The 21425-nt window shown below is 66.4% G+C and carries 25 protein-coding genes; 12 read left to right on the top strand and 13 right to left on the bottom strand.

Going from position 1 to position 21425, the window contains the following annotated elements; all coding sequences use genetic code 11:
• Positions 1–13 precede the first annotated feature (13 nt).
• Positions 14–454: a hypothetical protein gene (locus OVA11_RS13800; RefSeq protein WP_268067900.1), complete on the bottom strand. Its 441-nt coding sequence runs from the start codon at positions 452–454 to the stop codon at positions 14–16.
• A gap of 145 nt (positions 455–599) precedes the next feature.
• On the opposite strand from OVA11_RS13800, the gene OVA11_RS13795 reads away from it, so the two are divergent.
• Positions 600–1691: an NADH:flavin oxidoreductase gene (locus tag OVA11_RS13795; protein ID WP_268067898.1), complete on the top strand. Its 1092-nt coding sequence runs from the start codon at positions 600–602 to the stop codon at positions 1689–1691.
• Positions 1692–1755: 64 nt separating this feature from the next.
• Here the strand turns inward: OVA11_RS13795 and OVA11_RS13790 are convergent, their stop codons facing one another.
• From OVA11_RS13790 to OVA11_RS13780, 3 genes are all read right to left on the bottom strand, one after another.
• On the bottom strand, positions 1756–2667 hold the full coding sequence (locus tag OVA11_RS13790) for an SMP-30/gluconolactonase/LRE family protein (protein WP_268067897.1): 912 nt from the start codon (positions 2665–2667) through the stop codon (positions 1756–1758).
• An 82-nt stretch (positions 2668–2749) separates the two neighbouring features.
• On the bottom strand, positions 2750–3889 hold the full coding sequence (locus OVA11_RS13785) for a DUF3667 domain-containing protein (protein ID WP_268067896.1): 1140 nt from the start codon (positions 3887–3889) through the stop codon (positions 2750–2752).
• A gap of 91 nt (positions 3890–3980) precedes the next feature.
• Positions 3981–4496 (bottom strand): dihydrofolate reductase, encoded by a 516-nt coding sequence (locus OVA11_RS13780; RefSeq protein WP_268067895.1) that lies wholly within the window; start codon positions 4494–4496, stop codon positions 3981–3983.
• 102 nt (positions 4497–4598) lie between these two features.
• On the opposite strand from OVA11_RS13780, the gene OVA11_RS13775 reads away from it, so the two are divergent.
• On the top strand, positions 4599–5621 hold the full coding sequence (locus tag OVA11_RS13775) for a medium chain dehydrogenase/reductase family protein (RefSeq protein ID WP_268067893.1): 1023 nt from the start codon (positions 4599–4601) through the stop codon (positions 5619–5621).
• Here OVA11_RS13775 and OVA11_RS13770 read toward each other — a convergent pair.
• Together OVA11_RS13770 and OVA11_RS13765 are read right to left on the bottom strand one after the other, a co-directional pair.
• Positions 5618–6457 (bottom strand): thymidylate synthase, encoded by an 840-nt coding sequence (locus OVA11_RS13770; protein ID WP_268067892.1) that lies wholly within the window; start codon positions 6455–6457, stop codon positions 5618–5620. The genes OVA11_RS13775 and OVA11_RS13770 overlap by 4 nt on opposite strands.
• A gap of 94 nt (positions 6458–6551) precedes the next feature.
• Entirely contained in the window at positions 6552–7115 is a 564-nt protein-coding gene (locus OVA11_RS13765; protein ID WP_268067891.1) for a DUF924 family protein, read from the bottom strand.
• A 92-nt stretch (positions 7116–7207) separates the two neighbouring features.
• Between OVA11_RS13765 and OVA11_RS13760 the strand changes: the two genes are divergently transcribed.
• From OVA11_RS13760 to OVA11_RS13750, 3 genes are all read left to right on the top strand, one after another.
• Positions 7208–8137, top strand: a complete 930-nt coding sequence (locus OVA11_RS13760; RefSeq protein WP_268067890.1) for an RcnB family protein — start codon at positions 7208–7210, stop codon at positions 8135–8137.
• 240 nt (positions 8138–8377) lie between these two features.
• Complete coding sequence (gene ilvC / locus OVA11_RS13755; protein WP_268067889.1) at positions 8378–9439, top strand: ketol-acid reductoisomerase; 1062 nt, start codon at positions 8378–8380, stop codon at positions 9437–9439.
• Between the two features lie 138 nt (positions 9440–9577).
• On the top strand, positions 9578–10156 hold the full coding sequence (locus tag OVA11_RS13750; protein WP_096050826.1) for a YceI family protein: 579 nt from the start codon (positions 9578–9580) through the stop codon (positions 10154–10156).
• Positions 10157–10158: 2 nt separating this feature from the next.
• On the opposite strand, the gene OVA11_RS13745 is transcribed toward OVA11_RS13750, so the two are convergent.
• Positions 10159–10956 carry a CAP domain-containing protein gene (locus OVA11_RS13745; RefSeq protein WP_268067888.1) on the bottom strand — a complete coding sequence of 266 codons (798 nt, stop codon included), beginning with the start codon at positions 10954–10956 and terminating at the stop codon, positions 10159–10161.
• 68 nt (positions 10957–11024) lie between these two features.
• On the opposite strand from OVA11_RS13745, the gene OVA11_RS13740 reads away from it, so the two are divergent.
• Complete coding sequence (locus tag OVA11_RS13740) at positions 11025–11585, top strand: nucleoside 2-deoxyribosyltransferase (RefSeq protein WP_268067887.1); 561 nt, start codon at positions 11025–11027, stop codon at positions 11583–11585.
• Positions 11586–11647: 62 nt separating this feature from the next.
• A complete protein-coding gene (locus tag OVA11_RS13735) occupies positions 11648–12040 on the top strand; it encodes a c-type cytochrome (protein ID WP_268067886.1) in 393 nt (130 codons plus the stop codon).
• Positions 12041–12053: 13 nt separating this feature from the next.
• Here the strand turns inward: OVA11_RS13735 and OVA11_RS13730 are convergent, their stop codons facing one another.
• Positions 12054–12797, bottom strand: coding sequence for a tRNA1(Val) (adenine(37)-N6)-methyltransferase (locus OVA11_RS13730; protein ID WP_268067885.1), 744 nt, complete (start codon positions 12795–12797; stop codon positions 12054–12056).
• A gap of 98 nt (positions 12798–12895) precedes the next feature.
• Between OVA11_RS13730 and OVA11_RS13725 the strand changes: the two genes are divergently transcribed.
• From OVA11_RS13725 to OVA11_RS13715, 3 genes are all read left to right on the top strand, one after another.
• Complete coding sequence (locus OVA11_RS13725; protein ID WP_268068979.1) at positions 12896–13906, top strand: polyprenyl synthetase family protein; 1011 nt, start codon at positions 12896–12898, stop codon at positions 13904–13906.
• Positions 13907–14497: a hypothetical protein gene (locus OVA11_RS13720; protein ID WP_268067884.1), complete on the top strand. Its 591-nt coding sequence runs from the start codon at positions 13907–13909 to the stop codon at positions 14495–14497. It abuts the gene before it with no gap.
• A gap of 88 nt (positions 14498–14585) precedes the next feature.
• The gene (locus tag OVA11_RS13715; protein ID WP_268067883.1) at positions 14586–14984 is read left to right on the top strand and encodes a YccF domain-containing protein; all 399 of its coding nucleotides are present in this window, start codon (positions 14586–14588) and stop codon (positions 14982–14984) included.
• 15 nt (positions 14985–14999) lie between these two features.
• On the opposite strand, the gene OVA11_RS13710 is transcribed toward OVA11_RS13715, so the two are convergent.
• The 3 genes from OVA11_RS13710 to OVA11_RS13700 form a co-directional block, all read right to left on the bottom strand.
• Positions 15000–15434, bottom strand: a complete 435-nt coding sequence (locus OVA11_RS13710) for a GNAT family N-acetyltransferase (RefSeq protein ID WP_268067882.1) — start codon at positions 15432–15434, stop codon at positions 15000–15002.
• Between the two features lie 7 nt (positions 15435–15441).
• The gene (gene fumC / locus OVA11_RS13705) at positions 15442–16833 is read right to left on the bottom strand and encodes a class II fumarate hydratase (protein WP_268067881.1); all 1392 of its coding nucleotides are present in this window, start codon (positions 16831–16833) and stop codon (positions 15442–15444) included.
• A gap of 72 nt (positions 16834–16905) precedes the next feature.
• Positions 16906–17727: a hypothetical protein gene (locus tag OVA11_RS13700; protein ID WP_268067880.1), complete on the bottom strand. Its 822-nt coding sequence runs from the start codon at positions 17725–17727 to the stop codon at positions 16906–16908.
• Positions 17728–17856: 129 nt separating this feature from the next.
• On the opposite strand from OVA11_RS13700, the gene OVA11_RS13695 reads away from it, so the two are divergent.
• Positions 17857–18396, top strand: a complete 540-nt coding sequence (locus OVA11_RS13695; RefSeq protein ID WP_268067879.1) for a DUF1697 domain-containing protein — start codon at positions 17857–17859, stop codon at positions 18394–18396.
• Positions 18354–18794, top strand: a complete 441-nt coding sequence (locus OVA11_RS13690) for a RusA family crossover junction endodeoxyribonuclease (RefSeq protein WP_442780901.1) — start codon at positions 18354–18356, stop codon at positions 18792–18794. Before OVA11_RS13695 ends, OVA11_RS13690 begins: the two co-directional genes overlap by 43 nt.
• Here the strand turns inward: OVA11_RS13690 and OVA11_RS13685 are convergent.
• Together OVA11_RS13685 and OVA11_RS13680 are read right to left on the bottom strand one after the other, a co-directional pair.
• The gene (locus OVA11_RS13685; RefSeq protein WP_268067877.1) at positions 18762–19148 is read right to left on the bottom strand and encodes a hypothetical protein; all 387 of its coding nucleotides are present in this window, start codon (positions 19146–19148) and stop codon (positions 18762–18764) included. The genes OVA11_RS13690 and OVA11_RS13685 overlap by 33 nt on opposite strands.
• A gap of 80 nt (positions 19149–19228) precedes the next feature.
• Positions 19229–21367 (bottom strand): serine hydrolase domain-containing protein, encoded by a 2139-nt coding sequence (locus OVA11_RS13680; RefSeq protein ID WP_268067876.1) that lies wholly within the window; start codon positions 21365–21367, stop codon positions 19229–19231.
• Positions 21368–21425 lie beyond the last annotated feature (58 nt).

Genomic DNA, 21425 nt, shown 5'->3' with positions numbered 1-21425 from the left:
GCCCGTGAGGGGCTCAGGCTTGCGCCTGAGCCCCTTTGGACTTGCCGAGCCAGCGGATCAGCAGGGGCGGCGCGCCCACGCCGACGACCACTAACAACGCAAACCAGACCTTGTTGAAGTCGGTGGCCGGCAGACCGCTGCCGAACCACGCCAGGGCGTTCAACGCCGCGCCGACCAGCATCAGGGGATATGAGGTCTTGAGGTTGGCGATCAGGCGTTCCGGCGTCCAGATCGATCGCATCAGGGCGGTCATGAACAGGATCACGCCGATCAAGGCCTCACCAATCTTGTGGTGAATGGTCGGGGAGGTCAGCAGCCCCTTGTAACCTGCGTGCGCCAGGATCGCGTGGCCGTGGTCCATGAAGTCCTTCAGCAGGAATACGGCGGCGAAAATTCCCGCCGCCAGCATGATCCACCAGTTCGCCGGCTTGCCGCCCATGATCCGCCCTTCCATCTGAGCGCCGCGTTTGTCGCGTCGCTATCGCGTCGGCGCAAGCCTTCGCTCTCGGAACCGTAGCCGTTGCAGTTTTTCTGCCTTGGCTTAGGTATCGAACGCGTGTTTGAATTTTGATCGCAGTTTTCTCTCCCCTGGAGCCCTCATGTCGCTCGACGCCCTCTTCCAGCCCTTCGAGTTCAAGTCGCTGAAACTGCCCAACCGGGTGGTGATGGCGCCGATGACGCGATCCTTCTCGCCGGGCGGCGTGCCGACCGATGAGGTCGCCGCCTACTACCGTCGCCGCGCCGAGAACCAGGTCGGCCTGATCGTCACCGAAGGCACGGGCGTCGCGCGTCCCGCCTCGCTGAACGACGCCAATGTGCCGCGCTTCCACGGCGAGAAGGAGCTGGCGGCCTGGAAGAAGGTGGTCGACGAGGTTCACGCCGCCGGCGGCAAGATTGCGCCGCAGCTTTGGCACGTGGGCGCCGCCAAGGGTAAGGACGTGCTGGGCAAGGTCGACAGCCCCTCGGGCCTGTCCAAGGCCGGCGGCAACCCCTTCACCGAGCCGATGACCGACGCCGAGATCGCCGACACCATCCAGGCCTTCGCCACCGCCGCGGCCGACGCCAAGCGTCTGGGCTTTGACACCGTCGAACTGCATGGCGCCCACGGCTATCTGATCGATCAGTTCTTCTGGTCGGGCACGAACGTCCGCACCGACGCCTGGGGCGGTCCGACGATCGGGGAACGGGGCCGTTTCGCCGCCGAAATCCTCAAGGCCGTGCGCGCGGCGGTCGGGCCGGACTATCCGGTCATCATCCGCCTGTCGCAGTGGAAGCAGCAGGAATACACCGCCCGTCTGGCCGAGACGCCGAAGGAGATGGAAGCCTGGCTGCAGCCGCTGGCCGACGCCGGCGCCGATATCTTCCACTGCAGCCAGCGCCGCTTCTGGGAGCCGGAGTTCGAGGGCAGCGACCTGAACTTCGCCGGCTGGACCAAGAAGCTGACCGGCGCGCCGACCATCACCGTTGGCTCGGTCGGCCTGTCGGGCGAATTCATCGCCGCGTTCGGCGGGGAAGGCAGCCAGCCGACCTCGATCGACAACGTGATCGGCGGGCTTGAACGCGGCGAGTACGACATGGTCGGCGTCGGCCGCGCCCTGCTGCAGGATCCGGAGTGGGTCACCAAGATCCGCGAAGGCCGCTCGGACGAGCTGAAGGCGTTCGAGCGCGCCGCGCTCGGGACGCTTTACTAGCGCCTATGTGGCGGGGCTGTCCTCGCGGGCAGCCCCGTCTCTTACCGCGCCGACCCAAGCTCCATCAGCCGTTGAAGTTCAGCTTCAGGCCTGGGCGGGGCCAGCGCGCCTTGTACAACTTGCCGGTGCCCGACGCGGTGATCCAGGCATCGCGCATGTCGGCGCCGCCGAAGCAGATGTTGGTCACGATCACGTCCGGGAAGGCGTAGTGCTCGGTCGAGCCGTCCGGGGCGAAGGCGGTGATCCCGCCATTGATGATCGTCGCCACGCAGACCTTGCCGTCCGCCTCGACCGCCAGGCTGTCCAGCAACTGATAGCCCGGCAGGTTGCAGACCACGTTGCCCGGCAGCAGCGGGACGGCGTCCGCCAGTACGCCTGGCGAGGCGATGTCGAAGGACCACAGCCGCCCCAGCATGGTGTCGGCCATGTAGACGGTCTTCTCGTCGGGCGAGAGGCCCACGCCGTTGGGCGAGACGAAGTGGTCGCGCCAGCGGGTGATCTTCGAGCCGTCGGGCAGGGCGTAGTACAGGGCGCCATACCTGCGGCCGTCCGGCGTCGAACAGCCATGGTCGGTGAACCAGAAACCGCCCTGCTTGTCGAAAACCAGGTCATTAGGTCCGACCAGCGGCTTGCCGTCGCATTCGGTGTAGAGGGTCGTGATCGCGCCCGTTTTCAGGTCCACGCGCTGAATGGCGCCGCCCGTGTGGGTGGGGGGCGTGGGACCGGGAATGTTCAGGCCATTGGCCTCGAAGAACTGGAAGCTGCCGCCGTTGTTGGTGACATAGATCGCGCCGTCCGGGCCGATCGCTGCGCCGTTGGGACCCCCGCCGGTCTCGGCCACGGTCTCCTTACGGCCGTCCGGCCAGACACGGGTCAGGCGCTGTCCCTGGATTTCGGTGAGGATCACCGACCCGTCGGCCATGGCGATCGGGCCTTCGGGGAATTGCAGGCCGTCGGCGACCAGTTGGATGTCCATGCGCGTGTCTCCCTCGGCCGCCTCTGACGGGCGGCGCGGAGAAACTATAAACGCTTGTTTGACCTCGGCCAGGGCCGAAGTGTCAGTGACCCAGGCCCAGATAGATGATCGCGACGAGGAACAGGCTCAGGACGATCAGGCAGAACAACAACAGCAGCACGGTGCGCCAAAGCGCCGAAAACACCGACAGGCCGTAGGCGCCCTTGAGTTGGGCGAACATGTGGGCGGGTGGGGCGAATACTGCGGCCAGCGCCACCGGGCCGCTCAGCCACGACACTTTGCCCAACAAGCCGAGCGCCATGCTCAGCATCGCCATGAAGGTCAAGGAATAGAGAACGAAGACCCCGTGGTCATAGAGCGTGAAGCCGCGTTTCCACAGGAACAGCAGGGCCACGAACGGGATCGACAGCGGCACCAGCAGGAACGAAAACTTGTACGTCGTCTGCTGCAGCTTGTAGAGCGCCAGATCTGGGTTTGCGAGCTTCTTGAGAACAGTCTGACTGAACTCGCCACCCGTTGTGGACTTGATCTTGCCGCTGGTCGTGGCGTCGCGAAGCTGGGCCTGCCAGCTGCCGGGCTGCAGGCCGTCCGGGCGCGTCGAAGCCTTGGTCGACTTCAACTCGTCGAGCTTGGCCTGCGCCTGCTTGAGACCATCGCTCGTGATCTCCAGCCTTTGCCGCGCCTCGGTCAGGCCTGCCCGGGCCGCAGGATCGCCCTTGCTCGCCGCTTCGGTGGCGTCGAGTTCGGCGCGCGCTTCGGCCACCTGCTGGCGGGTCTTGGCGACGACGTCTTCGGCGGTCGTCAGCGAGGGCGACAGCGCGCCGCCGTTCGGCGCCTTGTACCCGCCGCCGAAGCTCAACACGAAGAACATCAGGAAGATCGTGAACAGGAACAGGCCCAGGGGCGACACATAGCGTGCGCGCTTACCCGCGACCCATTCACGGGTCAGTCGGCCCGGGTTGGTCACCAGCAACGGCACCGTGCGCCAGACCCGGCCGTCGAAGTGCATGACCCCGTGCAGCAACTCCTCGCCCAGATGGAGAAGGGTGCGATGGACATGGGTCGGTTGACCGCAATTGGCGCAAAAGTTGCCGCTGACCGCATGGCCGCAGTCCGAGCAAGTTCCGTCGTGGGCCGCGCCCGCCTTGCCCTCGGGCTTCTCCAAGGCGCCGGCGACCAATCCGCCGCTCACCGCTCCGCCCGCTGCGTCTAAGTCCACCATCGATCCCGCCCCACTCCACGCGCGCCCTAAGTGCCTTGCGCCTCTGCGCGCGTCAAAACCCCCGGCGCGAATTTGTCCTCAGGTGATGGATTTAGCGTCGCTCTAGAATGCGAAAGACGAAGGCGTGGTCATCGCCTTCGCCGGCGGCGTGCCCCTCGCGCCGGACTTCGGTCCAGAGGCTCTCGTCAAACGCGGGGAAGCGAACGTCTCCCTCGACCTCGGCGGCCACCTCGGTGAGATAGAGGCGCTTGGCCTTGGGCAGGGCCAGTTCGAACAAGGCGTTGCCGCCGATCACGCAGACCTCGTCGGCGCCGTCATCGGCGGCCTGTTCGCGCGCGATCTCAAACGCCTCCATCCAGGTCTCGCAGGCCACCGCGCCCTCGGGCTCGAAGCTCTGGTCGCGGGACAAGACGATGTTGGTCCGACCGGGCAGGGGCTTTCGCGGCAGGCTGTCCCAGGTCTTGCGGCCCATGATGATGGGCTTGAACAGGGTGTTGGCCTTGAACAGGGCCAGGTCCGATTTCAGGCGCCAGGGCAGGTCGCCGTCGCGACCGATCACCCCATTGGCGGCGCGGGCGACGACAATAGCGAGGGTGGGCATGCTCATGCCCCCTGATTAGCGAGCGTCGGCGCTGTACGCCATGCCTTGATCCAAACCTGAACGTTGATAACTCTGTAAGCCGAATAACAAGGATCGGGGAGGCGCGTGATGTCGGTGACGGCGTTCGAGATGCACATGGCCCGGACGGGCGGCGTCGAGGTGCTGAAGGGCCGCGAGATCGCCCTGCCGCCGCCCGGTCCCGGCGAAGCGCGGGTGGCGATCGAAGCTGCGGGCGTGGCCTTCGCCGACATCGTGATGCGCACGGGTCTCTATCCGGGCGTGAAGGCCCCGGTCACGCCCGGTTATGATTTCGTGGGCCGGATAGAAGCCCTGGGTCCCGATGTCCAAGGCTTCACGGTCGGCCAGCGCGTCGCTGCGTTGACGGTGACGGGCTCCTACGCCTCGCGCCGCAATATCGAAGCCCGCTACCTGGTGGCCGCGCCCGAGGGCGCGCCGGCCGAGGCCTTGGTCGCGGGCGTGCTGAACGGGCTGACGGCTTGGCAGATGTTCCACCGGGTCGCTCCGGCCACGCCCGGCGAGTGGGTTCTGGTCCACGGCGCGGCCGGCGGCGTCGGCGGCCTGCTCCTGGAGCTTGCCCGCCTGTCGGGTGTACGGGCTATCGGCACGGCCTCGGCGGGCAAGAAGGCCGAGGTCGAGGCCAAGGGCGGGATCCATATCGACTACCGCGCCGAAGCCGTCGCCGAGCGGGCGCTGGCGATCTCCGGCGGCGGCGTGGTCGCGGCGTTCGACCATGTGGGCGGCCCGCACCTCAAGGCCGCCTCGATGGCTGCTCTGCGCGACGGCGGCACGGCGGTCCTGTACGGCGGCTACGACGCGACCAAGGGCGGCAAGGCGCGCCTTGGCGCCATGATCAAGATGCTGGCGGCGGATCGGCTGTCGGCGCTGTCTCTGTTCAGAAGGAGCCGAGGTGTCGTGGGCTACAACGTCACCTCCTGGCGCGACGCGCGGCCGGAGCCCTATCGCCAGGATCTCGCCCGGGTGTTGTTGTTGATCGCTGAGGGCGCGATCCAGCCCAAGATCGCCAAGGTCCTGCCGCTCAGCGAGGCCGGCGAGGCCCAGGCCCTGCTGCAATCGGCGAAGCTGGCGGGGAAGATTGTGTTGAAACCCTAGACCGAGACCTCGGCCTTGATGTGCGGGTGAGCCTGGTAGCCCTCCAGCGTGAAGTCCTCATATTCGAACCCGAAGAGGTCGCGCTTGTCGGCGATCTTCATCGTGGCGAAGTCGAAGGGCTCGCGGGTCAATTGCTCGCGGGCTTGGTCGAGGTGGTTCAGGTAGAGGTGAGCGTCGCCGAAGGTGTGGACGAACTCGCCGGGCTGAAGGCCGACGACCTTGGCGACCATCATGGTCAGGAGCGCGTAGCTGGCGATGTTGAACGGCACGCCCAGGAACACGTCGGCGCTGCGCTGGTAGAGCTGGCAGGACAGCTTTCCATCCGCGACGAAGAACTGGAACAGACAGTGGCAGGGCGGCAGGGCCATGTCATCGACATCGGCCGGGTTCCAGGCGGTGACGATGTGGCGGCGGCTGTTGGGGTTGGTCTTCAGGTTCTCGACCAGGGCCGAGATCTGGTCGATCACCCGGCCGTCGGGCGTGGCCCACGACCGCCACTGCTTGCCGTAGACGGGACCCAGATCGCCGTTCTCGTCGGCCCACTCGTCCCAGATGCGCACGCCGTTGTCCTTGAGATAGGCGATGTTGGTGTCGCCCTTCAGGAACCACAGCAGCTCGATGATGATCGAGCGCAGGTGCAGCTTCTTGGTGGTCAGGACCGGAAAGCCCTTGGCCAGGTCAAAACGGATCTGGCGGCCGAACACGCCCAGTGTCCCCGTGCCCGTACGGTCGCCGCGCTGGACGCCGCTCTCCAGGATGTCGGCCAGCAGGTTCAGGTACTGCCGCTCGGGATGGTCGGCGGCGGCTTTTGGGGCGTCGAGGACAGCGGTGCTCATGGCGGTTACTTTGGCCGCGAATCGTCGTGTTGAACACTGCGGCGCCTTGGCTCGTCCACAGTCCCGGCGGACTTTTCCAGCAGGAGGCGCCGACTCACCCCGCGAAGCCGCCCTCATCGAGGAACTCCTGTTCGGCCTCTGTGGTCTCTCGGCCCAGGCCAGGATTACGATGAGGGAAACGGCCAAAGCGCGCGATGACGTCACGATGGATCAGGGCGTACTTCATCGACTCTTCGTCGCCGGTGTCGGCCTGCAGCGTCGCGAACAGCTGGACGCTGAACTCCTGGTCGACCAGCGACTCCGAGTGCTCGAAGGGCAGATAGAAGAACCGCCGAAGCTCTAGCGGTATGGCGTGGTCCTGGTCGTGGCCGGCGGCGATGGCCTCGCGGGCGAACATTCGCGCCAGCGGGTCGGTGGCGAAGGCGTGGGGCGTGCCCCGGTACAGGTTGCGCGGGAACTGATCGAGCAGGATCTGCAAGGCTAGGGCGCCTTCGGGCGTCTGATTCCAAGCGTCGTATTTGCGCATCGAGGCGCGGTAGTGGGTCTGCTCGAACTTCAGGGCGATCGCGGCGTCGAAGGCCGGGTCCTTGGCGAACCACTTCCTCGGACCGGCCTTGCGCCAGAAGCCGACGACATCGTTAGGGTGTGCGGACATCAAGCCTCCCGTTCAAGCTCGGTTCATCCGGCGAGTCAGAGACTGCTATCAAGGGACAAGCCCGGGCCGCGCTTCAAGGCCCTTCGGAGCAGGAAATGAAACGTCTGATCACGACTGCGATGATGCTCTCGCTGATCGGAGGCGCGGCTGCGGAGGCCGCCGCCGCCGCAGGGGTGGTCGCCCAGCAGCAGGCCCAGCGCGAGCAGCGCGACGGTGGCCCGCGCGGCGACCGAGGTGATCGCGGCGATCGCGGGGGAAGGCAAGGCGGCGAACCCGGTGATCGCGGCGGCCAGGGCGCCTGGAACCGCGGCGGTGACCGGCCCCAGCCGCATGTCCAGCCTCAACCTCAATCGCAGCAAGGCGGCAGCGGCTGGAATCGCGGCGATCGCCCAGAGCGTGGCGATCGTGGCGGTCGGCCCGACGGGAATGGCGGCAGCGGCTGGAACCGCGGTGGCGATCAGCCTCAACCGCAACCTCAACCCCAGACGCCTCCCGCCCAAGGTGGCGGCAGCGGTTGGAACCGAGGCGACGACAACAACCGCGACCGTAGCGGTTGGAACCGTGACAACAACAATCGCGGCGATCGATCCGATGACCGGGGCCGTGATCGCGGCCGAGACCGCGATAACAATCGCGGGGACAACAATCGTTGGGACAACCGCGGCGGCTGGGATCGTGGCGGCTGGGACCGTGACGACCGTCGCCCCGGCTACGGCCAGTATCGTGACCGCGATCGGGGTCGTCAGCATTATGATCGCGGCTACTATCGCCCCAGCTTCCGGTCGATCCACCGATATCGCGCGCCGGCCTATCGCTATCCCAGCGGCTGGCATGTGAGGGTCTGGTCGTATGGCGACTACCTGCCTTACGGCTGGTACACGCCCTCGTACTATCTGGACTACTGGCGTTACGACCTGCCGCAACCGCCGATCGGCTGTGAGTGGATTCGGGTCGGCGACAACGCCCTCTTGGTCGACGTTTGGAGCGGTCAGGTTCTCAGCGTCTACTACGACCTGTTCTGGTGATGGATCACCGATGATCGCTCAAGGAGGGGCGGAGGCGCAGGCTTCCGCCCTCTTCATTGATCGCCGAAGGGGCGCGACTTTCGCGTTGGCGAAGGATCTGGCGTGCGGCGCCGCATAGCGCAGCTGTGTCGGACCACGTAAAAGGATCCGCAAAGGCTCCCGCATTTCGGCGTTCTGTCGGCTTCGCCTTGACGAAACGGCAAAAAAACGCTCAAACGCCCGGCCTTTGTCGCTTTGCTGTTGCGCCGAGCGACCCCGATTGACCAGTCCTGGAGAAAAAACATGCGCGTCTACTACGACCGCGACGCTGATCTGGCCCGCATCCTGGACCGGAAGATCGCCATCGTAGGCTATGGCAGCCAGGGCCATGCCCACGCGCTCAACCTTCGGGACTCGGGCATCAAGAACGTGGCCGTCGCCCTGCGCGCCGGTTCGCCGACCGCCAAGAAGGCCGAAGGCGAAGGCCTGAAGGTCATGACGGTGGCCGAAGCCGCCGCCTGGGCCGACCTGATCATGATCCTGGCGCCCGACGAGCATCAGGCCGCGATCTACAAGAACGAGATCGCCCCCAACATCCGTGACGGCGCGGCCCTGCTGTTCGCCCACGGCCTGAACGTCCACTTCGGCCTGATCGAGCCCAAGGACACCATCGACGTGCTGATGGTCGCGCCGAAGGGCCCGGGCCACACCGTGCGCGGCGAGTACCAGAAGGGCGGCGGCGTGCCCTGCCTGATCGCGGTGCACCACAACGCCACCGGCAACGCGCTGGACCTCGGCCTGGCCTACGCCAGCGCCATCGGCGGCGGCCGCTCGGGCATCATCGAGACCAACTTCCGCGAAGAGTGCGAGACCGACCTGTTCGGCGAGCAGGCCGTTCTGTGCGGCGGCACCGTCGAGCTGGTCCGCGCCGGCTTCGAGACCCTGGTTGAAGCCGGCTACGCGCCGGAAATGGCCTATTTCGAGTGCCTGCACGAACTGAAGCTGATCGTCGACCTCATGTACGAAGGCGGCATCGCCAACATGAACTACTCGATCTCGAACACGGCCGAGTACGGCGAGTACGTCACCGGTCCGCGCATCATCACGCCGGAAACCAAGGCCGAGATGAAGCGCGTGCTGGAAGACATCCAGTCGGGCAAGTTCGTGCGCGACTTCATGCTGGAGAACGCCGTGGGCCAGCCCAGCTTCAAGGCCACGCGTCGTCGCTCTGCCGAGCACCAGATCGAAGAGGTCGGCGCTCGCCTCCGCGGCATGATGCCTTGGATCGCCAAGAACAAGCTGGTCGATCAAGCCAAGAATTAGGCTCCGAGCTCCCAAGCTCATCCCACGAAGCCCCCGGTCCTCCCAGGCCGGGGGCTTTTCGTTTGTGGGTTGCGCGGTTCAGCGCCGCACGGGAATGTCCGCTCCGGTCCCGCTTGGGAATGACGAAGGAGACGCTCCATGAAACGCCTGCTCGCCGCCATGATCGCCGGCGCGGCCCTGTCGGTCGCCGCCGCCCCGGCCTTCGCCGAAGAAGTCGCCTACAAGCTGGACTCGTCGCACACCGAGACCTTCTTCTCGATCGACCGTATGGGCTTCACCTCGATCCTGGGCCTGTTCGCCCAATCCGAAGGGACGATCTGGCTGGACGAGGCCGCGCCTGAGAAGTCGCGCGTCGAGGCGACCGTTGCGGTCGGCAGCATTCTGACCGCCAACACCGCGCGTGATGAACATCTGAAGGCCGAGCGCTGGCTGAACGCCGCCAAGAACCCGACCATGACCTTCAAGTCGACCAAGGTCGAAAAGACGGGCGACACCACCGCCAAGGTCACAGGCGACATGACCGTGATGGGCGTGACCCAGCCCGTCACTCTGGACGTGAAGCTGAACAAGATGGGCGTCGGCAACAATCAGAAGAAGCAGGCCGGCTTCACCATCACCGGCCAGATCAGCCGCAAGGCGTTCGGCCACACCATCGGGGCGGGCGCGATCGGTGATGCGGTGAACATCCGCATCGAAGCCTTGGCGGTGGCTCAGTAGGCCTAGCCCAGCACGAACACCGGACCCCAGGCCACCTGGTAGCGGCGCTCGCCTGTCGACAGGTGCGGGCGCAGCTGCCAGGCGCCCGCGCTCAGTGTCGACGCCGCGCGATCCTCAAGATAGGTCGCGGTCAGCACTTCACCGCCGGGTTCTGAGATCGAGAACTGGCGGATCGTCGGCGTCGCGTAGGACAGGGCGCGGGCGATCTCGTCGGTTGATCGTACGCGCAGCGGCGCGGGACCGGCCAGACGAGCGCTGACCTCGGCGTAGGCGCCGACGGCGATGACACGCGGACCCTGGCGAAAGACCCCGTAGCCGACATGGGTGAAGCCCGGCGCCAGGAGATTGGCGCGATGGCCGGGGCTGGTCTTCCACTGGTTCATGATCTGGTCGTAGGTGACGGCGCTGGCGGCGTTGCGGCGCATGGCGATGTTCTCGCCGGGCGCGCCGACCAGATCACGCGCGAACAGACCCACGCGGCCCGCAGGGGAGAAGCCTTCGCGGGTGAGGTGCTCGAAGACGCCGGTCACCGCGATGTCGGCGGCGTGCGCCCGGGCGGCCAGGCGCAGGCCCTCGTCCCAGGCCAGCGCTGCGGGCCCCTGGCGGCGGCGATAGAGGTTGTTGAGGTCCAGCAGGGTTTCTTCGAACGCCGGGTCGAAGTCGCCATCGGGCGGATCGGCCAACAGCGCGCGCAGGCGGCGCTCATAGGCGATCCAGGGCGCAGCGGGTGCGGCCCCGGCGGGGAGGGCGGTCAGCCCCAGGCCGGCGGTCAGCAAGGTTCTACGCGCGATCGTCCGCATGCGATCTCCGACGGCCTACTTTCAGGCCCAGCATTGACTCCCGCCCCTCGCGACCAGACCTAAGGCCCATGAAACCTGTTCGTTCCCTATGGCTGGCCGGCCCCGAGGCCTGGCTCCCCGATTTCGACATCCAGGCCTCGCGCCAGCGGGCGCTGTGCCTGGAGGCCGGGCTCGAGGCCCTGGTCCCCGCCCGCATGCCGGTGGGCGACGCGGGCGATGAACTGGAGGCTAGACAATTCTACGCCGCGCGCATGGCGCAATTGCGCCAAGCCGACGCGGGCGTCATCAATCTCACCCCATTCCGGGGTCCTACGGCCGACACCGCGACCGTGTTCGAAGCCGGGGTCCTGGCGGGGCTGGGCAAGCCGACCTTCGCCTACATGAACGTGACCACTGAACTGCGCGCCGAGTATGTCGCGCGGGTCGACGCGGACCTAGGGGCGATCCTCGACGAAAATCGCGTCTGGCGGGACCCTGACGGCTGCACGATCGAGGACCATGGCCTGCCCGAGACCGTGATGCTGTGGGGCGAGGCGCGGCGGCTGTTCGTGATCGTCACCGATGACCCGCTGCGGGACCTTACCGGTCTCGAGCTATGCCTGGAGGCGCTGGCCCTCTACGCGGAATAGCGCGCCTGGCTTGATCTGCGTCAAGGTGGACGGGCTGGCCGGCCGCATGTTGTCGATCCAGCTTGAAGGGGTGGCCGATGCGTACTGAGATTCGCTGGAGCGTCGTGGTGCTCGGCGCCGTCATGGCTTTCGCGACGACGAGCCAAGCGGCGCAGGATCAGGACCCGATTGCGAGAGGCAAGGCGATCGTCACGCGAAGCTGTTCGGCCTGTCACGCAGTGGAGGTCAGTGGCGATAGTCCTAACCCCACAGCCCCTCGGTTCCGCCAACTGCACCAGCGCTACGACGTCGAGGCGCTTGCCGAAGGGCTCGCCGAGGGCTTGACCGTCGGCCATGGTCCGATGCCGGAATGGACCTTTCCGCCGGCTGATGTCAGCGCCATCGTGGCTTATCTTAAGTCGATCCAGACTCAGGACAGCGGGGCGACGATCCCGCCGCCTCAGCCGCGTCCCTGATCGTCAGGGGCGCCTACCAGGCCAGGTCGGCCTCGCCGCGCAGAATGGCTTCCGCGTGAGCCGAGTGCTTTCCTCCGTCGCGATCATGCATGACCAGCGGCGGCAACAGGACCAAAGGCGCCTTGCCGGTCTTGATCGCGCGCACGATCACCCGTTTGGCCGCCGTGTCCGCGAAGGGCGCGACGGGCCGAATCCGAAAAGAGCCGGCCTTGGGCGCGAGGAGGGAGAGGATGTCGGCCAATCGGTCGGCGCGATGGATCAGCGTGATGGTCCCCCCTTCACGCACGCCCTTGAGGCAGAACGCGGTCCATGCCGCCAGACCACCATCCGCCATCCAGGCGGCGCTCTTGGCGGGCGAGGGCGCGCGCAGCGTGCTCGGGTCATCGAAATAGGGCGGATTGGCCATCACGGCGTCGAAGACGGGCAGGCCGAGCGCGCGAAAGCCAGCTCCGACATCGCCCTTCGCGACGGCGACTCGCGACGCCAATCCGTTCAGGGTCACGTTCTCGGCCGCGAGGGTCGCGGCGGTCTCATCCCGTTCGACGCCCTGGAAGATCGCCTCGGGACGGCGAGTCGCCGCCGCCAGCAAGGCGCCGCCGACCCCGCAGCCCGGCTCCAGAACCCTTTGGCCGGGCAGAGCGTCGCACGTCGCCGCCAGCAGGGCTGCGTCCATGCCCGGCCGGTATCCGTCCGGCGCTTGACGCAGCCTTACGCGGCCGCCCAGAACCCTATCCTCGGTCACACCTAAGTCGTTCAATGCTAGTGAGGCCTTGTGCTCGCCTTGACCCTGACCTATCCCGCCACCATTGTCCCTCGCAATGGTTCGTGGGGGGCCGCTTTAAGGAGACCATGGTTTTGGACGTAGCCGCAGCGACCCTGCCCCGGAAGTCGGGATCGGTGGATCGTCTCGTGCGCCTCGCCGAGGCCGACATGGCGGGCGTCAACCGCTTGATCACTGATCGCATGCAGAGCGATGTGGCGATCATCCCCGCCCTGGCCGAGCATCTGATCGCTGCGGGCGGCAAGCGTCTGCGTCCGCTGATGACCGTGGCCGCCGCGCGTCTGGCCGGCGCCGACAACGACCACTTCCAGAAGCTGGCCGCCGCCGTCGAGTTCATTCACACCGCCACCCTGCTGCATGACGACGTCGTCGACGGCAGCCAGCTGCGCCGGGGCAAGGTCGCCGCGCACCTGATCTGGGGCGGTGCGCAAAGCGTGCTGGTCGGCGACTTCCTGTTCGCCCGCGCCTTCGAGTTGATGGTCGAGACCAACTCGATGAAGGCGCTGGAGATCCTCGCCCGCGCCAGCCGCGTCATCGCCGAGGGCGAGGTGCTGCAGTTGATGCGCAGCCACGACCTGAACCTGTCGCAGGCGGTCTATCTGGAGATCATCCAGGCCAAGACCGCCGAGCTGTTCGCCGCCGCTTCGGAAGCCGGGGCGGTTTCGGCCGGTGTCGATGTGGCAAAGTCCGAGGCCCTGCGTGACTACGGCCTGAATCTGGGTCTGGCGTTCCAGCTGGCCGATGACGCTCTGGACTACGGCGGCGCGACCGAAACCCTAGGCAAGAACGCCGGCGACGACTTCCGGGAAGGCAAGGCCACGCTGCCGCTGCTGCTGGCGATCGCCCGCTCGGGCCCCCGCGAAGCCGAGTTCTGGGAGCGCGCCATCGGTCGGCGTGAGCAGACCGAGGCCGATTTCCGTCGTGCTCGCGAACTGATCATCGGCTCGGGCGCGCTGGACGCGACGCTGGATCTGGCCGCTGACTATGCCGACAAGGCCAAGGCCGCGCTGGCGATGTTCCCGGCCAACGACTGGCGTGAGGCGCTCGAGGAGCTGGCCGACTTCGCAGTCAGCCGCCGCGCCTAGATGGCCAGTGGTAAGTCCATCATGGGTGGACTTCCGCCGCTGAAGCCGGGCGAGAAGCTGCCGCGCCTGCAAACCGTGATCGCAACCTCGCCCGAGAATCCCGCCGGCGACCCCAACATCCGTCCGCATCAGGCGGGCGAGGCGGCGGGCAAGGTGATCGGCGGGGGGCTGGGTGTTCTGTTGGTTACGCTGTGCGGGCTGCTGCTGCTTGGCCCGGTGCTGTGGGGCCCAGGCTGGGCGGGCCTGCGGGTCGCGCGCTTCCTGAGCGGACCCTGGCAGCCCTGGCTCGCCGGCTTCGCCGCCTTTGTCGCCGTCGCCTTGCTCCAGACCTGGTTGCTGATCCAGCGCCACCCGGCGCTGCGCTACCCCGTAGTGACGCTGTTTTCCGTGCTCTGGGTGGGCGGCTTGTGGCTTGAGCTCAACTCGCCGCGTCATGACTGGGTGACGACCGCGCCGACCCTGCAGATGCCGGGTCCTTGGTCGTGGGCGCTGATCATCGCTGGGTCGATCATCTATGCCGGGATCTACCTGCTGGCGCTGGCGCCGGTGGGCCGGAGCCGCTGGGCGCGCCGCTGGCAGCTTCTGAAGTAGGGCGGTGAATTCGGCGTAATCCGCGTCGAATCCCCTTCACAGCGACGCCTTGCGGAGCCACCTCTAGGGCTTATTCCTGGGGCAGCACATGATCCGCTTCATCCTGAACGTTCTCTGGTTCTTCTTTGGCGGCTTCATCACCGGCCTCGGCTGGCTGCTGGCCGGCCTCATCCTGGCGATCACGATCGTTGGCCTGCCCTATACTGGCGCGGCCTGGCGCATCGCCGGCTTCGCCTTCTGGCCGTTCGGCAAGGAGATCGTCAGCCGCGAGATCGTGACGGGTCAGCAAGACATCGGTACTGGCCCGATCGGGACCCTGCTGAACGTGATCTGGTTCCTGCTGGCCGGCTGGTGGCTGGCCCTGAGCCACCTGCTGATCGCGGTCGCCGAGGCGATTACCATCATCGGTATCCCCTTCGCCATCAAGGACCTGCAGCTGGCCCGCATCGCCCTGGCCCCGATCGGCGTCGCGGTGGTCAAGCGATAGGACGCAGGCGGCCTGTCAGCGCCTGAGAGCGTGTGTCCACGGGCCAGTCGTGTCAGGTACAAACCCCTGCGCCTCCCAGAACGGCGCGGCGTCGTCCGAGGCGCGGGCGTTGACGGTCAGAAGCCTGACGCTGTCGAAGCCTTCGTGGATCAGGGCCGAGGCGAGGGCGGTGGCGACCCCGCGTCGCCGCATGTCAGGACGGACGTAGAAGCGGCGTAGACGCCGCGCGGGCTCACGGGCGGCGGGTTCAGGCGTCATGGCGCCGATCCCCGCCAACTCTCCCGCCAGGAAGGCGGCGAGCAGGGCCTCGCCATCCTCCTGAAACTGTGGGCCGCCCCGCCAGCTTTCCGCCAGCAGGGCCATATTGCGCACGCCTTCGTCGGAGGCTTCGGCGACCAGATCGCCAAAGCCTTCAGGCAGCTCGTCGAAAATGCGGACGAGCTGGAGCATTTCAGGATCAGCCCGGCGAGATCATGTTTTCCGGGCGGACGTACTGGTCGAACTCTTCGTTCGTCAGATAGCCGCCACCGACGGCCTCTTCGCGCAGGGTGGTGCCGTTCTTGTGCGCGGTCTTGGCGATCTTGGCGCAGGCGTCGTAGCCCAGCTTGCCGTTCAGGGCCGTGACCAGCATCAGGCTGTTCTCGACGCCCTTCTTGATGTTGTCGACGCGCGGCTCGATGCCGACCACGCAGTTGTCGGTGAAGCTGATCGCCGCGTCGGCGACCAGGCGCACCGACTGCAGGAAGTTGTAGGCCATCACCGGGTTGAAGACGTTCAGCTCGAAGTGGCCCTGGCTGCCGGCGAAGGTCAGGGTCGAGTGGTTGCCGAACACTTGGGCGCAGACCTGGGTCAGGGCTTCGGACTGGGTCGGGTTGACCTTGCCCGGCATGATCGACGAGCCCGGCTCATTCTCCGGCAGGGCCAGTTCGCCAAGGCCCGCGCGCGGACCCGAGCCCAGGAAGCGGATGTCGTTGGCGATCTTGAACAGCGAGGCGGCCACCGTGTTGATGGCGCCGTGCGTGAAGACCATGGCGTCGTGGGCGGCCAGGGCCTCGAACTTGTTCGGGGCGGTGGTGAAGCCAAGGCCGGTGATGCCGGCGATCTTCTCGGCCACCAGCTCGGCAAAGCCCACAGGCGCGTTCAGGCCGGTGCCGACGGCGGTGCCGCCCTGGGCCAGCTGCATCAGCATCGGCAGGGTGCTCTCGATCCGGGCGATGCCGTTCTCGATCTGCTGGGCGTAGCCGCCGAACTCCTGCCCCAGCGTAAGCGGGGTGGCGTCCTGGGTGTGGGTGCGGCCGATCTTGATGATGTCCTTCCACTCGGCGGCCTTGGCGGCCAGGGCCTTGTGGAGGTGTTTGAGGGCCGGGATCAGGTCGTGGACCACCTGCTCGGCGCAGGCGATGTGCATGGCCGTCGGGAAGGTGTCGTTCGACGACTGGCTCATATTGACGTGGTCGTTCGGGTGGACGGGCTTCTTGCTGCCCATCTCGCCGCCCAGCATCTCGATGGCGCGGTTCGAGATCACCTCGTTGGCGTTCATGTTCGACTGGGTGCCCGAGCCGGTCTGCCAGACGACCAGCGGGAAGTGGTCGTTCAGCTTGCCTTCGATCACTTCATTGGCGGCGGCGATGATCGTCTCGGCGATCTTCGGGTCCAGCTTGCCCAGGGCCAGGTTGGCCTCGGCGGCGGCGCGCTTGACGACGCCCAGGGCGCGGACGACGGGCAGGGGCTGCTTTTCCCAGCCGATCTTGAAGTTGCCCAGGCTGCGCTGGGCCTGCGCGCCCCAGTAGCGGTCGGCGGCGACTTCGATCGGGCCAAAGGTGTCGGTCTCGATACGCGTGGCGGTCATGCGGCGTGTCTCCCAAAAACGGTCGAGCGCGGTCTAGACCTTGAGGGCGCGGTTCGCAACGGCGGCGGGGGCCTATCGTAGCGGTGTGGCCACGGACGGTGCGGGCGGACGGCCGCTTCGAGCCCCGTGCATGAGGCTGGTCAGAAGGGCAGCGGGCGGATCGGGCAGAACGTCCTCCTTGAAGGCCTCCTCGAGGTTTTCACGATGGGTGGCGATCCAGGCAACTACGTCAGGGCCCATTAACCGCACCAAGACGACGAGGTGGTCATTGATTTCTTTCGAGGTGGCCAGGGCCCATTCGCCCACGGTCCGCAGTATCTTCCCTCGCGCCAAGGGGTCGAAACCGTCGCTCCAAGCTTCGCGATGAATGTGGACGATGTTGGCGCGGAAGGCGAGGAGGATGACGAGGACGTCGTCGATGGGCGAGGTGATGGGCTGGCGGTCTCTACGGACCCGCGCGTCGTGCAGGTTTAGATGCCTGATGCTGTCGAGATAATGTCCGGTCTGTTCGATCAGTATAGTGAATGACGGGAAGCCCTGTGTTTCCGCCTTGTCGTCACTCATCCGGCACAGGTGGAGGCCCGCCCACTTGGTTCGCAAGGCGCAGAACAGGATCTGGGTCGCTAGATTGCAATGGCGCTCGAAGAGCTGGTCGGCGGCCATCTGCTCCTGACGGCGGACCTCGGCCATTTCGTCCTCACGGCGGGCGGCCACCTCGCGTTTTGCGGAGTCCTTAGCCGCAAGGTGGCTTGTCCAGGTCGCGACGACCCAGGTTACCGGCAGTGCGATCAGCGCTGCGAAGGCCTGAATCCAGTCGCTGACGGTTCCACCTTGAAGGAAGACCGCCGTGACCCACTTCAAAGCGGACATAAGTGTTTGAGACAGGCCTTCCATTCGATCAACGTCCCCCGACTGTCGCCCAGCTTCACCAATATCCATTGGTTGAGTGGCTCGGCAAATCGCCTCGCGTAGCTGGCGATGGTTGGATAGGAAAAAAGAAGGTTTCGTCCGTCAGGAGACGCCATGACCGCCTTCGTCGCCCTCCCGCACTCGATCAACACCGGCAAGCGCAAGGTGCTGAAGGAGGGCTTGCTCGGGATCGCCGATGACCTGGGCTTTGACCACGCCAAGACCTACCTGGCCAGCGGCAACCTTCTGCTTTGGGGCGACCACGCGGGCGGGGAGGCGCTGGAAGCAGCGCTTGAGGATGGGCTGGAAAAGCGCATGGGCCTTCGCACCGATTTCATGGTCCGTTCACCCCCTGACCTGCGGTCGATCATCGGCGAAAATCCGTTCAAGGCGGAAGCGCGGGACCATCCCAGCCACGTCATCGTCAACTTTCTGAAGGCGTCGCTGCCAGCCGACGACGAGACGATCCTGCGCGACGCGATCACTGGCCTCGAGTGGTTCGCGGTCGGCGGACGCGAGCTCTATATCGACTTCCCGATCAGCATCGCCGACTCGGTGCTGGATCGCGATTGGAAGAAAACTAAGCGTTCACCCGTCGGGACGACGCGCAACTGGAATACCTTGACGGCTTTGGCCAGGATGATGGACGCGTGAGTCAGTTTCTCGACGGATCCGACTGGATCCACCACGGCAAGGTCCGCGCCCGTGAGGCGGGGGGCGAGCTAACCCTCGTGGTCGATGGCCTCACCACCCAGGGCAAGTACTACAAGCCGCTGATCTACGAGTTCTTCCGCAAGTCGTGGCGCGGCTCGCGGCCGGCCTGGGGCGAGTTCAGCGTCGAGATCGGCATGGAGTATGTTGGCGAGCCACCGTGGATGGACCTCGACAATCTGGCGAAGGCCTTGTTGGACGCCATCAAAGGCTACGCCTTCCACGACGACGCCCAGGTCGCGCGGTTGCTGGTCGAGCGACGGCCGGGCGAACGCGAGCGGATCGTCATTCAGGTGCGGAAGCTGAACTCAAGCCTTATGCGGCGCACGCTCGAAGATTGACGCGGCCACGGCCACATAGAGCACCACCAGGAAGGCGCCGTAACGGCCGACACTGACCGGATCGGTCGTCGGCATCACCTCGGCGTAGCGCGAGACGACCAGTGCGCCGGCCACCAGGCCGGGCGTCGAGAACATCAGCATCGGAAACAAGCGGCGGCGGCGCGGCGTATGCGTCAGCCGCGCCACCGCCTGGAAGGCGAACGTAACGGCCGCTGCGGCCGCGAACGCGTTCAGTGCGTAGAACCAGAAGGTGCTTTCGAGAACGCCCCCGCCGAAAGCTGCGTAAAACAGGGTGGCCGCCGACCACGCCGCGAGCCCTGCTCCCCCAAACGCCAGACCGTCCAGTTTTGACACGTCGCGTCTCCTTTATCGTCTCCCCGAACGCTGATCTGCAAAGTCGGCGCCGGGGAAAGGGAAGGAGACACTGGCGGCGATCAGCTCCAGGGCAGCAGGTAACCCCACAGGGCCAGAAGCACGCTCAGGAACGCCAGCAACAGAGCGGTGAAGGTGAAGGCGACCTTGCGGCCATCGCTCCAGCTGTCCACGCGACGGCCGCCGCGCCACACCATCGGCAATAGGCCCAGGGTCAGGACGCCGAGCGCCGCAGCGACGAGCGCGCAGGCCGAACCGCTGAGCAGCCAGCCGCTAGGCCAGCCGAAGAACACTGTGGTCTGGTCCGTCGCCTTGGCCGTGAACACCGCCATGCAGCCGCCTGAAATCAGCCAGAGCACGGCCTGCATCACTTGCATCTGACCCGCCCGGGCCTGGACGGGCGTCTGTCGCGCCTCGCGGCGGTTCCGGAACATCGCGCCCAGGATCGTGATCACGCAGGCCAGTCCCGCGATGGTGACCGTCCAGGACAGCAAGGCGGCTGAGTGCAGGAACCCAATCCGCTCGAAGGTGGAAAAGCCTCGCGCGGCATAGAAGCGGGACGGTCGATCACCATTGCTGTCGAAAACGAGCGTCAACGGCCCTTCCACAGCCTTGAACACGCCAGGGCGTGCCGTGCCGTTGAACAGCGTGGTGACGCCACCGTCGGTGACGGAAAGGCGGCCCTCCGGCGTGGCGCGCACCTGGGCGCGACCGATCAGCCGGTTGGTGAAGCCTTCCAGTCCGCCATAGGCCCGCCGCGTGGTCAGGTAGTCGCCTTCATAGAGTCTGGCCTGTTCGTAGGTCAGGGAACTGGCGGTCGGCAGGGCCTGCGCCGGGGCGTAGAAGTGTTCCACGATGGTCGCCGGCAGTGTCGCGGGCAGGTTAGCCCCGCTATCGGTGTTGACCGACACGAAGATCCCTAGGTTCAGGTCGGGAACGATCACCAGGTTGGAATGGAAGTACAGGGTGGCGCCCTGGTGTCCAAAGCCCCGGCGTCCGCCCGGCAGAGGGACGTCCTGAAAGCCGGCGTTCCAGCCTGCCGCGTCCGACGCGGGCCGATACATGGGCGAACGGAACGCTTGCGCGGTCCGGGGCGAGAAGATGGTTTTGCCGTCGATCGTCCCGCCGTTCAGCAGCAGCGTCATGTAGCGCGCCATGTCGCTGGCCGTGCTGGAGGCCGAGGCGGCCGGGGCGACCTGACCCATAAATTCGCGCGGCTGGGTTTTCCAGCCCATCGCGGTCCAGGAAAAGGCGTCCGAGAGATCGGCGGCCAGGGTTTCCGCCATCGGTGCGGGCAAGTCGTCGCGCCAGGGACGCGCTTCCCGGAACGTGGTGCGGGTCAGGCCCGCGGGGATGATGATTTCCTCGCTGACCAGTTGCTCGAATGGCTTGCCGGTCACGTTGGAGACGGCCGCTCCCGCCAGGGCGGCGCCGTAGTTGGAATAGGTGGGCAGCAGGCCCGGCTCGCGGACACGACGCGGCCTTTCCTGGCGAAGATAGTCATAGAGGGGACGGACGCGGTTGGGATCGCGCTCGAAGAGCTGCCCAAGGGCGCGATCCTCAAAGCCGGAGGTGTGAGTCATCAGGTCGCGCAGGCGGATTTGGGTCTTCTTGCCCTGATCCTTCACTTGCAGCGGTTCGGGCAGATACAGATTGACGGGACCGTCGAGGCGCATGCGTCCGGCCTCGATCTCGTTCATCAAGGTGATCCAGGTGAAGGTCTTCGAGATCGAAGCCACCCGGAACAGGGTCTTGTCGGGATCGACCCGTTTGCGTTGCCCCAGGTTGGAGAAGCCGTAGCCCTTCTTGAGCACGACCTGGCCGTTCTGGACGACTGACAGGGTTACGCCGGCGATATGGTCTCGGGTCATGGCGCGCTGCACCACCCCGTCCACGAAGGCCTCCAGGTCGGGGCGTGGCAGCGGTGTGACGCCGGGTGCGGGCGGAGACACGGGCGCCGGCGTCGCGGCCGCGACAGCCGCCGGCCTCGACGCTGTCGGTGTGAGCGCTGCGGGACGTTGGGCGCGCGCACGCCGCTGGCGCAGGCTGGTGTACGGACGGACAGTCGTTTCCGGAGGCGCAGCGGCGGACGGTGGTGCGCCCGAAGAGGCATCCTGTGCTCGCGCCTCCGGTCCGAAAGCCGAGCATAGGGCGAGCATGGCCGCCGAAAAGGCGGCCGCGAGCGAAGCGCGCGACGTCAAAGATGTCCCCTGGGTGAAGCGGAAACTTCTAGGGTTTGTGTAGCGCGCTCCTCGCTGG

The organism is Caulobacter sp. SL161, assembly GCF_026672375.1.
Classification (GTDB): domain Bacteria; phylum Pseudomonadota; class Alphaproteobacteria; order Caulobacterales; family Caulobacteraceae; genus Caulobacter.
The sequence above is the reverse complement of the archived record's forward strand: the minus strand, read 5'-3'. Positions and strand labels throughout refer to the sequence as shown.